At 45.9% G+C, this 13,389-nt stretch carries 12 protein-coding genes; all 12 read left to right on the top strand.

Annotated elements, in window-relative coordinates:
- The first annotated feature begins 1 nt into the window (after position 1).
- The 12 genes from C6Y45_RS05125 to C6Y45_RS05070 all read left to right on the top strand — a co-directional run bounded on the left by C6Y45_RS05125 (position 2) and on the right by C6Y45_RS05070 (position 13,291).
- Complete coding sequence (locus tag C6Y45_RS05125) at positions 2-922, top strand: RluA family pseudouridine synthase (RefSeq protein WP_107583956.1); 921 nt, start codon at positions 2-4, stop codon at positions 920-922.
- 158 nt (positions 923-1,080) lie between these two features.
- Positions 1,081-1,620 carry a bifunctional pyr operon transcriptional regulator/uracil phosphoribosyltransferase PyrR gene (pyrR, locus tag C6Y45_RS05120; RefSeq protein ID WP_281260590.1) on the top strand — a complete coding sequence of 180 codons (540 nt, stop codon included), beginning with the start codon at positions 1,081-1,083 and terminating at the stop codon, positions 1,618-1,620.
- A gap of 132 nt (positions 1,621-1,752) precedes the next feature.
- Complete coding sequence (locus C6Y45_RS05115) at positions 1,753-3,066, top strand: solute carrier family 23 protein (protein ID WP_425427851.1); 1,314 nt, start codon at positions 1,753-1,755, stop codon at positions 3,064-3,066.
- Between the two features lie 126 nt (positions 3,067-3,192).
- Complete coding sequence (locus C6Y45_RS05110; protein WP_107583953.1) at positions 3,193-4,086, top strand: aspartate carbamoyltransferase catalytic subunit; 894 nt, start codon at positions 3,193-3,195, stop codon at positions 4,084-4,086.
- On the top strand, positions 4,070-5,365 hold the full coding sequence (locus tag C6Y45_RS05105) for a dihydroorotase (RefSeq protein WP_107583952.1): 1,296 nt from the start codon (positions 4,070-4,072) through the stop codon (positions 5,363-5,365). Before C6Y45_RS05110 ends, C6Y45_RS05105 begins: the two co-directional genes overlap by 17 nt.
- Positions 5,362-6,450, top strand: coding sequence for a carbamoyl phosphate synthase small subunit (locus tag C6Y45_RS05100; protein ID WP_107583951.1), 1,089 nt, complete (start codon positions 5,362-5,364; stop codon positions 6,448-6,450). The genes C6Y45_RS05105 and C6Y45_RS05100 overlap by 4 nt, the downstream gene beginning before the upstream one ends.
- Positions 6,443-9,637: a carbamoyl-phosphate synthase large subunit gene (gene carB, locus C6Y45_RS05095; RefSeq protein ID WP_107583950.1), complete on the top strand. Its 3,195-nt coding sequence runs from the start codon at positions 6,443-6,445 to the stop codon at positions 9,635-9,637. The genes C6Y45_RS05100 and carB overlap by 8 nt, the downstream gene beginning before the upstream one ends.
- The gene (locus C6Y45_RS05090) at positions 9,634-10,386 is read left to right on the top strand and encodes a dihydroorotate dehydrogenase electron transfer subunit (RefSeq protein ID WP_107583949.1); all 753 of its coding nucleotides are present in this window, start codon (positions 9,634-9,636) and stop codon (positions 10,384-10,386) included. Before carB ends, C6Y45_RS05090 begins: the two co-directional genes overlap by 4 nt.
- Positions 10,383-11,315 (top strand): dihydroorotate dehydrogenase, encoded by a 933-nt coding sequence (locus C6Y45_RS05085; protein WP_107583948.1) that lies wholly within the window; start codon positions 10,383-10,385, stop codon positions 11,313-11,315. Before C6Y45_RS05090 ends, C6Y45_RS05085 begins: the two co-directional genes overlap by 4 nt.
- Positions 11,294-12,025: an orotidine-5'-phosphate decarboxylase gene (gene pyrF / locus C6Y45_RS05080; protein ID WP_107583947.1), complete on the top strand. Its 732-nt coding sequence runs from the start codon at positions 11,294-11,296 to the stop codon at positions 12,023-12,025. The genes C6Y45_RS05085 and pyrF overlap by 22 nt, the downstream gene beginning before the upstream one ends.
- Positions 12,004-12,666: an orotate phosphoribosyltransferase gene (gene pyrE, locus C6Y45_RS05075; protein WP_107583946.1), complete on the top strand. Its 663-nt coding sequence runs from the start codon at positions 12,004-12,006 to the stop codon at positions 12,664-12,666. Before pyrF ends, pyrE begins: the two co-directional genes overlap by 22 nt.
- Positions 12,647-13,291: a class I SAM-dependent methyltransferase gene (locus C6Y45_RS05070; RefSeq protein WP_107583945.1), complete on the top strand. Its 645-nt coding sequence runs from the start codon at positions 12,647-12,649 to the stop codon at positions 13,289-13,291. Before pyrE ends, C6Y45_RS05070 begins: the two co-directional genes overlap by 20 nt.
- Positions 13,292-13,389: the final 98 nt, after the last annotated feature.

Genomic DNA, 13,389 nt, shown 5'->3' with positions numbered 1-13,389 from the left:
AATGAACTCAATACATGATTTTACTGCAGAGCAGGATGGAATCCGCCTCGATAAATGGCTTACGGAAAAAAATAATGAGTGGACTAGAAGCGCGGTTCAGGACTGGATTAAAAACGGACACGTAACAGTCAATGGACAACCGGTTAAAAGCAATTACAAAATAAAGGAAAATGACGCAGTTTCAGTTGAGGAACCGGAGTTACAGGAACTGGAAGTCACTCCTGAAAATCTTCATCTTGATATTGTATACGAGGATGAAGATGTGGTGGTAGTTAACAAGCCGAGGGGGATGGTTGTTCATCCGGCCCCGGGCCATCCTCACGGGACGCTCGTTAATGGTCTGATGTATCATTGTAAGGATCTCTCCGGTATAAATGGAGTTATCCGTCCGGGGATTGTCCACCGGATTGACAAAGATACATCCGGACTGATAATGGTGGCAAAAAATGACGCAGCACACGAGTCACTCGTTAATCAGCTGAAAAATAAAACAACCCGGCGCAGATATGAAGCTATTACCGCCGGTGTTATTTCACATGACAAAGGAACAGTTGATGCACCGATAGGCAGGGACCCCCAGGATCGTCAAAAGATGACAGTAACAGAACATCACTCCCGTGAAGCAGTGACACATTTTCAAGTGCTGGAACGTTTTGGACGGCATACACACGTAGCGTGTGAACTGGAAACAGGCCGAACTCATCAGATCCGGGTTCACATGAAATATATTGAGTTCCCGATCGTGGGAGACCCTAAGTACGGCCCACGGAAAAAACACAGTTTTCCGATTGAGGGTCAGGCTCTTCATGCCGCCGTACTTGGCTTTAAGCATCCGCGAACCGAAGAGGAAATGCTGTTTGAGGTGGAGCCCCCCGAAGATTTTAAAGCTTGTTTGAGGCATGCTTCCACATTTTCCATTTGACATAAAAAATATCTAGTGTCATAATTGTCATTAGAATAAAAATTTCCTTTTAAGAATAGTCCCGTGAGGCTGCAAAGGAACCGGCATAAACAGGCTACGTATGCCCTCCTGCACCCATGTGGACAGGAGGGCTTTTTTTGTACAGCGATGAAACAGGGGTGAAACAATTGAGTAAAGAAATTTTGGATGAACAGGCGATACGCCGGGCACTTACCCGTATAGCACATGAAATCATTGAACGTAATAAAGGCATTGAAAACTGTGTGCTCGTTGGCATCAAAACGCGGGGGGCGTATTTGGCTGAAAGGCTTGCTGAGAGAATTAAAGAAATCGAAGGAGAAAGAATTGATACCGGTGAAATTGATATTACGCTTTATAGAGACGACCTCACCTATAAAAAGCAGAATGAAGAACCGGAAGTACATGGAACAGATATAAAAGTAAATGTTAAAGATAGAAAAGTAATACTTGTAGACGACGTGCTGTATACAGGGCGGACTGTAAGAGCTGCCCTTGATGCGGTAATGGATCTCGGCCGGCCGGCTCAGATTCAACTGGCTGTCCTCATAGACCGAGGCCACAGGGAGCTTCCCGTGCGGCCTGATTTCGTCGGTAAAAACGTTCCGACAGCCAAATCAGAAATTATCGAAGTGAAACTGAGAGAAACAGATCAGGACGAAGCAGTAGTTTTAAACTAATATCATAAAAAACCTCCTTTAAGACAGTCCAGAGAGACTGAGAAGGGGATATTCTTCTGGCAGCCTTACCGGCGCAGACGAGTAACCTCTTTGGAGTCCAAAGAGGTTTTTTGTTTGGAAATGAACAGGAGGATGATTATGACAGATAAAACTGTAGGTATAAGAGAGATACCGAGAATTGATAAATGGCTTATGCTGAGCATACAGCACCTCTTTGCAATGTTCGGGGCTACTATTCTAGTCCCGCTTCTTACAGGACTGAGTCCGGCTGTGGCTCTCGTTTCCAGCGGTCTCGGAACACTTGCCTACCTCCTGATTACTAAAGGACAAATACCTGCTTACCTCGGATCATCATTCGCTTTTATTGCCCCTTTAATCGCTGCCGTAGGAATCGGTGGACCAGAAGGAGCAATGATAGGAAGTTTCTTTGCAGGTATTTTATACGGCCTTGTTGCTGTACTGATTAAAATGACCGGCGTCCAGTGGATTATGAAAATTCTTCCCCCGATTGTGGTGGGACCGGTCATTATGGTTATTGGTCTCGGTCTCGCAGGAACAGCTGTCAGTATGGCTATGGAAAATCCAGCCACCGAGAGTTACAGCGGGACGCACTTTTTTGTTGCCATGGCTACGCTGGGAATAACTATTACAGCAGCAATTTTCTTCCGTGGCTTTTTCAGTCTGCTTCCGATTCTGACAGGAATTACTGGAGGTTATCTTATTGCAGCCTGGCAGGGGCTTGTTGAATTCGAAGCGGTAAGAGAGGCGGCGTGGATTCAGTCTCCTGAATTTTTAATCCCTTTCGTCACCTACGAGCCGGCCATGAACTGGACTATTATAGCAATAATGGTTCCGATCGCTGCTGTGACGCTCAGTGAACATATCGGAGATCAAATGGTTCTAAGTAAAGTAGTGGAGAAAAACCTCGTCAGCCGTCCGGGGCTGCACCGTTCGATTATGGGAGATGGCGTAGCAACAGTAATAAGCTCCTTCCTTGGGGGCCCTCCGAATACGACATACGGTGAGAATATCGGGGTTGTTGCCCTGACAAGAGTTTTCAGTGTATTTGTTATAGGAGGGGCTGCGACAGCAGCAGTACTTTTCGGATTTATAGGTAAAGTTTCTGCTTTAATAACGACCATCCCGACAGCTGTTATGGGAGGGGTTTCCATTCTGCTTTTCGGAATTATCGCTTCCAATGGGATGCGGATGCTCATCGATAACGGGGTGGATCTAGGCAAGAAAAGAAACCTCGTTATTGCTTCTGTTGTTCTGGTTATAGGAATAGGTGGAGCTTTTATAGAAGTGACAGAGCAGGTGGAGATAGCCGGTATGGCATTAGCAACAGTTATTGGTATACTGCTTAATTTAATTCTTCCCGGCAGAGACCGCGTTCAGACAGATGAAGAGATGTTCCGCAAAATGAAAGACAGCTCAGCAGCATAACACCTTTTAATAACGTCCAGAGAGACGTTAAAGGGTGTGTTTCAGGCGGGATCTCCCGTCTGTAGGCACCCGTATATATAAACGGGTGCTTTTTGTATAAAAAAGCACCTCCAAGGAGGAATAAACATGAAACAGCTTCGAACTTTGCAGGATATGTCCATTTCAGAAATTGAATATCTTCTCTGTCAGGCGGAAACCCCGCTGCAGAAAATGAAACACGATTACACAGTAGTAAACATGTTTTTCGAACCAAGTACACGTACTAAATACAGTTTTGAAATGGCAGAGGCCTCTCTCGGCCTGCACCGCATGGATTTCACCTCTGAGGCTTCCAGTATAGAAAAAGGTGAAAGTCTCTACGATACGTTAAAAACATTCGAAGCGATTGGAGCAGATCTGCTTGTAATAAGACACCCAAAACCAAAATTTTATGAAAATCTGGAAGGACTTAATGTTCCAATCATAAACGCCGGGGACGGAGCGGGGAACCACCCGACACAGTCTCTCCTGGATCTTTTGACAATGAAACAGGAATTTGGAAGGCTCCACGGGCTGCATGTAGTCATAGCCGGGGATGTGGTACACAGCCGGGTGGCAAATACCAACGCCTCCATACTGGAGCAGTTCGGTGCAGAAGTATCCTATGCCGGTCCCAGAGAGTGGATGCCTGACGATTTAAAAGGAAGACGACACCTTACAATGGATGAAGCTGCTTTACAGGCTGACGTGATGATGATGCTCAGAATTCAGCGTGAACGACACGTTTCGGGCAGAGACTGCGCAGACAGTTACCTTGAAAATTTCGGATTAACGGAAATGAGAGAAGCTTCTATGCAGGACCATGCGATAATTATGCATCCTGCTCCGGTAAACCGGGGAGTTGAAATTGCCGGTTCTCTTGTAGAGTGCGAAAGGTCGAGAATATTCCGGCAGATGAAAAATGGAGTAAAAGCAAGGCAGGCTGTATTGTCCTACATTCTGGAAGCGAAGGGAGCACGATCTTATGAAGCGATTGTTTAAAAATGCAGATGTTTATCAAAATGGAACATTAAAGAAACTGGATCTGCTGATTAATACAGTAAACGGTAAATTAGAAAAAGTAAGACAAAACATTTCTGAGAGTGAAGCGGAGGAAATTTACGATTTTACAGGAAAGGTGATTGCCCCGGGATTTGTGGATGTTCATATACATCTGAGGGAACCGGGAGGGGAAGCTAAGGAAACCGTAAAAACAGGTACGGAAGCTGCGGCCCGCGGCGGTTTTACGACTGTCTGCGCCATGCCTAATACACGACCGGTACCCGACTCGGAGGAAGGGATGCAGACGGTATTGGAGAAGATAAGTCAGGATGCTGTTATAAGAGTGCTTCCTTACGCCTCCATCACAGAGCGTCAGGCTGGTAAAAAACTAACTGACATGAAACAGCTTTCTGAACAGGGAGCTTTCGCTTTTACAGATGACGGGGTAGGGGTGCAGACAGCGGGAACTATGTATGAAGCAATGAAACAGGCTGCAGCACTCAATAAAGCTGTAGCAGCCCATTGTGAAGATAACTCACTTGTATATGGCGGTTCTCTTCACACGGGCCGTAAAGCTGAAGAGTTAAATATTAAAGGTATTCTTCCCGCAGCAGAATCAGTTCATATTGCAAGAGATATACTTCTGGCCGAACAGACGGGCGTCCACTACCATATCTGTCACGTAAGCACAAAAGAGTCTGTAAGAATCATCAGAGATGCAAAACGGGCAGGAATCCAAGTCACTGCGGAAGTGACCCCGCACCATCTGCTGTTAAATGAAGACGATATACCGGGTGACGATGCTGATTTTAAAATGAATCCACCTCTCAGAGCAAAAGCTGATCAAAAGGCATTAATGGAGGGTCTGCTTGACGGAACAATCGATTTTATCGCTACAGACCATGCTCCGCACACTATTGAAGAGAAGTCAGGATCTATTGAAGAAGCCCCATTCGGAATAGTAGGACTGGAAACAGCCTTTGCCCTTTTACATACGCATTTAGTTGATACCGGATGCGTCACAGAGGCTCAGCTGATTAACTGGCTGTCACAAAAACCCGCGGAAATTTTCGATCTTCCATACGGAAAACTGACAGAAGGAAATTCAGCGGATCTCGTTGTAATCGACCGCACCCGGAAAGCCCGTGTGGAACCGGAAAAGTTTTTGTCTAAAGGAAGGAATACTCCTTTTAAAGGATGGGAGCTTACCGGATGGCCAATTATGACTGTATTCGATGGAAAAATCGTCTGGAAACAAAAAGAGGAGGTTTCTGTATGAAACGACAGTTAATTTTAGAAAACGGAGTAACATTTACAGGGAAAGCTCTGGGAGCTGAAGCAGCATCGACAGGGGAAGTTGTGTTTAATACGAGCATGACAGGATACCAGGAGATTTTTACAGACCCTTCCTATAAGGGTCAGATTGTAACAATGACTTATCCACTTATCGGTAATTACGGTATTAACCGGGATGACTTTGAGAGTGTGATTCCAAATATTCATGGTGTTGTCGTGAAAGAATCAGCGCGCTGTCCCAGCCACTTTCGAAACGAAAAGAGTCTGGATGAATGGCTTAAACAAACAGGGATTCCGGGCATATCAGGAATTGATACAAGAAAACTTACGAAAATTATCCGAGCTTTTGGTACGTTGAAAGGTCGCATATGCGGTATGGATGAAGACCCCCTGAAAGTTGTTAAAGATTTAAAGGAGATGGTACTTAGGAACGATCAGGTTGAAGCTGTATCTACGAAAAGCCAATTCTGGCATCCCGGCAGAAACAACGACCGTGTCGTGCTCATCGATTACGGAGCGAAAAAAGGAATTGTGAAAGATCTGCTCGGGCGCGGATTTGAAGTAATTGTTGTCCCGTATAACACGCCGGCAGATAAAATAATGTCTCTCTCACCGGACGGAATAATGCTCAGCAACGGGCCGGGGAACCCGGAGGATATAGATCAGGTGCTGCCGGAAATAAAAAAACTGGCAGAAAAAGTCCCTGTATTCGGCATATGTCTCGGCCATCAGCTGCTGGCATTAGCTTTTGGGGCAGAAACAGAAAAGATGAAATTCGGTCACCGCGGAGGGAACCACCCAGTAAAACACCTTGTGACCGGCAGGGTTTCTATTACTTCTCAAAATCACAGCTATACGGTAAAAGCAGCATCTTTAGATAAAACTCCTTTAAAAGTAACCCATGTGAACGTTAATGATGGTTCAGTAGAAGGTCTTGCCCACGAAAGTCTGCCTGTTTTCAGCGTACAGTATCATCCGGAAGCATCTCCGGGACCGGAAGATTCAAAACAGCTGTTTGACATGTTCCAGCAGCTCGTAACAGAACAAAGGGGGATCACACATGCCTAAAAGAAACGATATTAAAAGTATACTGGTGGTAGGTTCCGGACCGATAATCATCGGCCAGGCAGCAGAGTTTGATTACGCAGGAACTCAGGCATGTCACGCGTTAAAAGAAGAAGGGTATGAAGTTATTCTGGTCAACTCCAATCCGGCCACGATAATGACAGACGAAACAACAGCAGACAGAGTATATATAGAGCCGCTCACCGCTGAATTTGTAACGTCTGTCATCCGCAAAGAGCGCCCTGATGGAATTATTGCAACACTTGGAGGCCAGACCGGCCTGAACCTCGTTATGGAACTTTCCAACGAAGGAATACTTGAACGGTACGGAATTGAACTTCTCGGGACCGACCTTGAAGCGATTACAAAAGCGGAAGACCGCGAAGCTTTCCGAAAACTGATGAATGAATTAAATGAACCGGTGCCGGAGAGTGACATCGTACATTCGATTGAAGAAGCAAGGAATTTCACTCAGCGGATAGGGTTTCCTGTTATTATTCGCCCGGCCTATACGCTTGGAGGAACCGGCGGCGGAATGGCCTACAGCGATGAACAGCTGGAGGAAATAATGGCAAATGGACTATTTGCAAGTCCCGTTAACCAGTGCCTGATCGAAAAAAGTATCGCCGGTTTTAAAGAAATCGAATATGAAGTTATGAGAGACGGCAGTGATCAGGCCATAGTTGTCTGTAACATGGAAAATATTGATCCTGTAGGTGTGCATACAGGAGATTCGATTGTGGTAGCCCCGAGTCAGACGCTTGCCGACAGGGAATACCAGCTTCTCCGCAATGCATCTTTAAAAATTATCCGTGCACTCGGAATTGAAGGGGGCTGTAATGTTCAGTGTGCAATAGACCCCCACAGCGAACAATATTATATTATTGAAGTGAATCCCCGGGTGAGCCGCTCTTCAGCCCTTGCGTCCAAAGCAACAGGTTATCCCATTGCGAAGCTGTCCGCTAAAATTGCGGCAGGGTACCATCTTGATGAACTTATGAATCCGATCACAAAAAACACGTACGCAAGCTTTGAACCTGCCTTGGACTACATTGTCACCAAATGGCCGCGCTGGCCGTTTGATAAGTTCGATTCGGCCAACCGTACGCTCGGGTCACAAATGAAGGCCACAGGAGAAGTGATGGCAATAGGACGCACGTTTTCTGAGTCATTGCTGAAAGCGGTACGTTCGGCGGAGCTGGATTTAATACACCTTATGCCTGATAAAAAACTATATGGAGAAAATCTCCTGAAAAAAATTGCTGCCCAGGACGATGAAAGGCTCCTCTATGTAGCGGAAGCTATACGACAGAAACATACTCTCAGTGAAATTCATGAAATTACAAAAATTGATTTCTATTTCCTTGCTGAAATAGCCGGAATTATCGAACTGGAAGAAGTTTTAAAAAATGACAGTGATAATGATGAATGTTTCAGGGAAGCAAAACAGGCTGGTTTTTCCAATGAAGCGGCCGCATATTTCACCGGAAAAACACTTCAGTATACAGAACAGCGTCAGGAAGAGCTGCAGGCCTATCCGGTTTTTAAAATGGTGGACACCTGTGCCGGTGAATTTGAATCAGAAACACCTTATTACTACAGTACCTTCGAAGAGGAAAATGAAGCTGAAAAATCAGTGACACCTTCCATTCTCGTGCTGGGAGCCGGGCCGATACGAATCGGACAGGGGATCGAATTTGACTATGCGACGGTCCATACTGTACGGACTATTCGGGAAGCTGGATATGAAGCGGTCATCATTAACAACAATCCGGAAACTGTTTCTACGGATTTCGAAGTGTCGGATAAGCTTTATTTTGAGCCGTTAACAATAGAAGACGTCATGAATGTCGTACGGAATGAACAGCCTGACGGCGTGCTGGTTCAGTTTGGAGGCCAGACGGCTCTGAATCTTGCATCCGAACTGGAAGCAAGAGGAGTAAATATTCTAGGTACTTCTTTAAAGCACATGGATGCATGCGAAGACAGAGATAAATTTGAAGCTACGCTTTCTGACCTGAATATACCCCAGCCTCTTGGGAAAACAGCGGTATCAGTCGAAGAAGCCCGTGAAATTGCCCGTAACATCGGTTATCCAATATTGATACGTCCATCCTACGTGCTCGGAGGAAGGGCGATGGAAATTCTTTATCACGAAGAAGAGCTCATGACTTATATGGAACGTGCAGTCAAAGTCAACTCAAAATATCCAGTGCTGATAGACCGCTACCTCGTAGGTCAGGAGATTGAAGTAGACGCCGTCAGCGACGGTGAAACGGTCGTTGTTCCGGGGATTATGGAACATATTGAACGTGCGGGCGTTCATTCCGGGGATTCTATAGCAGTATACCCGCCTCAGCATATGAAAGAATCTATGAAAAAGAGAATTGTTGATTATACTGTCCGCCTGGCACGAGGCTTTGAAGTTAAAGGTTTAATGAATATTCAATTTGTTATTCAGAACGACGACATTTATGTTCTCGAAGTCAATCCACGGTCCAGCAGAACTGTACCTTTCCTGAGTAAAATTACGGGATGCAACATGGCGGAGACGGCAGTAAAAGCAGTACTCGGTGAATCCCTTTCATCCCAGGGGTATTCGACTGGTCTTCTTCCGGAAACAGATTACGTATCTGTTAAGGTCCCTGTGTTTTCTTTTCAGAAACTCCGGAGTGTGGATATAACACTGGGACCTGAAATGAAATCGACTGGAGAAGTAATGGGCCGGGACGAATCTCTGGAGAAAGCTCTGTACAAAGGGTTAATCGCTTCAGGAATGGATATCCCAATGCACGGATCTGTACTTTTCACAGTAGCTGATAAGGATAAAAATGAAGCGCTGCAGCTTGCCAGCCGTTTTCACCGGTTAGGGTTTGACCTTATGGCTACCGAGGGGACGGCAGAACTGTTCAGACAGAAAGGCCTGCCTGTGGAAACAATTGCAAAGCTCGGAACAGGCAAACCGGATATGCTGGATGTTATTACAGAGAGGCGTGCCCAGTTTATCGTAAATACGCTCACAAAAGGCAAACAGCCGGCAAGTGACGGATTCCGGATCCGCCGGGAGGCAGTGGAACGCGGAATTGTCTGCAACACTTCTCTTGATACAACGAAAGCAGTACTTGGAGTTATCGAGTCGATGCATTTTTCAACTGAACCAATCCGATCGAAAGCGCCGGTGATGACATGAATAAAGAAAACCTGACTGTCCTTTCCCAGGAAAAGCTGACTTCAAAGATTTTTAAGATGAAACTGAAGGGTGCCAGTGTGAAAACCATGCTGACACCGGGACAGTTTGTTCATCTTAAGGTAGGTGAGCGTCACCCGGTTCTAAGACGCCCGATCAGTATCTGCAGTGTGGAAGCGGACATTCTGACAATTGTTTACCGCGTTGAAGGACAGGGCACAAAGCTTTTGAATCAAAAAGCAGCAGGGGAGACGGTTGATACTCTTGGTCCTCTTGGGCAGGGTTTTCCGCTTACAGAGGAATCAACAGCTCTTCTTATCGGAGGGGGAGTGGGCATTCCACCGCTGCTTTATTTGGCAGAGCAGCTGTACCGCCGGGGTACCAAAGTCAAAGTTATTCTCGGGTATCGTAAAAAAGAAGAAATATTTCTTGAGGAAGAATTTCAGAAATATGGTGAGGTCATCGTCACAACAGAAGATGGATCAAAAGGTGTGAAAGGTTTTGTAACAGATGCGATAGCTGAAGCAGGGGCTTACGATGTGTTTTATACGTGCGGCCCCAAGCCTATGCTCCGGGCGGTGGAAACAGCCTCTTCTAAAAAAGGGTATATTTCACTTGAAGAACGTATGGGGTGCGGAGTAGGCGCCTGTCTGGCATGCGTTTGTGATAAACAAAAGCCGTTTGAAGGCAAAGCCTACGTTAAAGCCTGCAGAGATGGGCCTGTATTCGAAGCAGGGGAGGTAATAGTATGAGCAGACTGCAGGTGGAACTGCCTGGATTGAAAATGAAAAATCCGGTAATGCCGGCTTCCGGCTGTTTCGGTTTCGGGCAGGAATATGCTGAATTTTATGATCTGAACAAACTCGGTGCTGTTGCTGTAAAAGCAGCTACGCCTGAAACGAGAGCCGGGAACCCAACTCCAAGAGTAGCTGAAACAGAAAGCGGTATGCTTAACGCCATCGGTCTCCAAAACCCGGGAGTGGACCACATCGTAAAAAATGAACTCCCGTGGCTGGAAAAGTTCCATGTACCGATTCTTGCCAATATCGCCGGAAAAACAGAGGAAGATTATGTCGAGGCGGCAAAAAGAATCTCCCGGTCTTCCAACGTTCATGCTATAGAGCTGAATGTTTCCTGTCCCAACGTAAAAGAAGGCGGGCTGCAGTTCGGAAGTGATCCAGGGATGGCTGCGGGACTTACAAAAGCAGTAAAAAAAGTTTCCGAGGTACCGGTTTACGTGAAACTTTCTCCGAATGTAACAAACATTACTGAAATGGCTGCAGCAGTGGAAGCTGCAGGAGCGGATGGATTGAGCATGATCAACACGCTTGTCGGTATGAAAATTGATATAAGAACAGGCAGACCGGTTCTGGCAAATAAAACCGGTGGTCTATCAGGACCGGCCGTTAAACCGGTAGCGGTGCGGATGATTTATGAAGTAAGCCAAAAAGTTTCTATTCCTATTATTGGCATGGGCGGAATTTATACGGCGGAAGATGTTATCGAATTTTTTATGGCCGGAGCTTCTGCCGTTGCCGTGGGAACGGCAAACTTCAGCGATCCCTACGCCTGCCCGCAGATAATTGATGACTTGGACGAACTTCTTAAAGAAATGAATGTCAGCAATATTTCAGAATTAACAGGAAGGAGTTGGAAATCATGGGAGAAAAGCCTGTCATAGTAGCTCTGGACGTGCACACCAAACAGGAAGCAGACCATCTCCTCACCTCTTTTAACAAAGAGCCTCTTTATGTCAAAGTTGGCATGGAATTGTTTTACAGAGAAGGTGTGCCTGTACTGGAAAGCATTAAATCCGCAGGGCATGAAGTTTTTCTTGATTTAAAACTTCATGATATACCTACTACTGTTAAAAGAGCAATGAAACAGCTGGCCTCCTTTGAAGTCGATCTCGTAAATGTACATGCCTTTGGAGGCAGAACGATGATGGAAGCAGCAATGGAAGGGCTTTATGCAGGAACTCCCTCCGGCAGACAAATACCTAAGGCAGTAGCAGTTACCCAGCTTACGAGTACAACCGATGACCAGGTAGCGAAGGAGCAGTCTGTTTTTTTATCGCTGGAAAATTCGGTTCTTCAGCTCGCAGGACTGGCCAATAAAGCTGGAATGAACGGCGTCGTATGTTCTGCGATGGAAGCTGGAAAATTAAAAGAAGCATATGGAGAAAATTTTCTTTGTATTACTCCAGGAATACGCCGGTCGGAAGACGCTGCTGATGATCAGAAAAGAGTAGTGACCCCGGCCCAGGCAGCGCAGAACAGATCAGACGCTATCGTAGCAGGAAGAGGGATTACAAGTAAAAAAGATCCCCTCGGTGCTTATTTAAAATACAAAAGGGAGTGGGAAAACGCATGGAAACAGCTTCAGCAGTAGCAAACACTTTATTATCAATTAATGCCGTCAGTCTATCACCTGATAATCCTTATACATGGAGCTCAGGTCTGAAGTCACCTATTTATTGTGATAACCGGCTTCTACTGTCTTTTCCAGACGAAAGGAAAGTAGTATATGAAGCACTGGCAGAAAAAATTAAACAACTCGATGTGGATGTTGTTGCCGGGACTGCTACAGCAGGAATCCCCCATGCGGCCTGGGCGGCTGAAAAACTTGGACTGCCTATGGCCTATGTCCGTTCGTCCAGTAAAGGCCATGGAAAACAAAATAAAATAGAAGGAAAAATAGCTCCGGGGTCGAAAGTAGTAATAATTGAAGATCTTATCTCTACAGGAGGTTCTGCTTTTAACGCTGCTCAGGCTGTGGAAGAGGCAGGAGCAGAAATTGCCGCAGTGATTGCCGTTTTTACATACGAACTGGAGGCAGCAGAAACAGCAGCTTCCGAAAAAACCTACCCGGTAATTACGTTAACGAGTTTCAGCGAACTTGCAGAAACAGCAGCTGTAAACGGTGATTTAACTGAACAGCAGCTGGAAAGTCTAAAAATGTGGCAGAAAAATCCGGAAAGCTGGAGTACTGCTTACGAAAGGCAGGAAGAAGATGAGGAAATTCACGGCTGAAGAATTTGATGAAAAAACCGCTTTTTTTGATGCGATGGCCTGTTCGCCCTGGTTTTATAATCTTCAGGAGGAACTGTGGCACTGGAACGGGTTTTCGAATCCGGTTAATCTTCTGGATGTCGGCTGTGGAACGGGCAGACTCCTTATCAGAAAGTCTGCTTCTGCACAAAAAGCTGTAGGAATCGACCTCTCTGCAGGGATGGTCCAGGCGGCTGAAGAATTGGCAGGCCCCCGGAATAAGAATGTGCAATTCCTGCAGGGGGACGCTGAAAGCATGCCTTTTCAAGATCGGGAGTTTGACACTGTCATGTGCACATGTGTGCTCTTCCTCATGCCGGACCCCTCAAAAATGGTCCGGGAAATATACAGGGTTCTTCGTCCGGGAGGACATCTCGCTCTGTTAAATCCTGCTCCCTATCTTACGAAGGCAGCAGCGGAAAAAGCTGCAGAGACTCTTCCCCCGCAGGAGCGCCCGATGCTCATTCAATGGGGGAGAGTAGCTGAGAAAAGGCATCGATTTTCTGAAAAAGCTATGGAAGAACTCCTGCAGAAAGAGGGATTCCTAAAAGTAGATTCCTGTATCAGCGAAAGTGGTCTCGGTATGCTTACAACAGCGGTAAAGTAAGGAAGGATGTATAAAATAGAGCAGAGTACATAAGGCCTGAGCAGAAACCTTCTTCAGCGTACCCGATCAATCTCTTAGAAAAAGCATATTTTAAAGAG

The sequence above is a fragment of the Alkalicoccus saliphilus genome (assembly GCF_003044065.1).
GTDB classification, from domain to species: Bacteria; Bacillota; Bacilli; order Bacillales; family Salisediminibacteriaceae; genus Alkalicoccus; species Alkalicoccus saliphilus.
The sequence above is the reverse complement of the archived record's forward strand: the minus strand, read 5'-3'. Positions and strand labels throughout refer to the sequence as shown.

What these genes read in the sequence shown, in the direction of transcription:
- C6Y45_RS05125 (WP_107583956.1), top strand. Translation starts at nt 2, where the DNA reads ATGAACTCAATACATGATTTTACTGCAGAGCAGGATGGAATCCGCCTC.
- C6Y45_RS05115 (WP_425427851.1), top strand. Translation starts at nt 1,753, where the DNA reads ATGATTATGACAGATAAAACTGTAGGTATAAGAGAGATACCGAGAATT.
- C6Y45_RS05110 (WP_107583953.1), top strand. Translation starts at nt 3,193, where the DNA reads ATGAAACAGCTTCGAACTTTGCAGGATATGTCCATTTCAGAAATTGAA.
- C6Y45_RS05105 (WP_107583952.1), top strand. Translation starts at nt 4,070, where the DNA reads ATGAAGCGATTGTTTAAAAATGCAGATGTTTATCAAAATGGAACATTA.
- C6Y45_RS05100 (WP_107583951.1), top strand. Translation starts at nt 5,362, where the DNA reads ATGAAACGACAGTTAATTTTAGAAAACGGAGTAACATTTACAGGGAAA.
- carB (WP_107583950.1), top strand. Translation starts at nt 6,443, where the DNA reads ATGCCTAAAAGAAACGATATTAAAAGTATACTGGTGGTAGGTTCCGGA.
- C6Y45_RS05090 (WP_107583949.1), top strand. Translation starts at nt 9,634, where the DNA reads ATGAATAAAGAAAACCTGACTGTCCTTTCCCAGGAAAAGCTGACTTCA.
- C6Y45_RS05085 (WP_107583948.1), top strand. Translation starts at nt 10,383, where the DNA reads ATGAGCAGACTGCAGGTGGAACTGCCTGGATTGAAAATGAAAAATCCG.
- pyrF (WP_107583947.1), top strand. Translation starts at nt 11,294, where the DNA reads ATGGGAGAAAAGCCTGTCATAGTAGCTCTGGACGTGCACACCAAACAG.
- pyrE (WP_107583946.1), top strand. Translation starts at nt 12,004, where the DNA reads ATGGAAACAGCTTCAGCAGTAGCAAACACTTTATTATCAATTAATGCC.
- C6Y45_RS05070 (WP_107583945.1), top strand. Translation starts at nt 12,647, where the DNA reads ATGAGGAAATTCACGGCTGAAGAATTTGATGAAAAAACCGCTTTTTTT.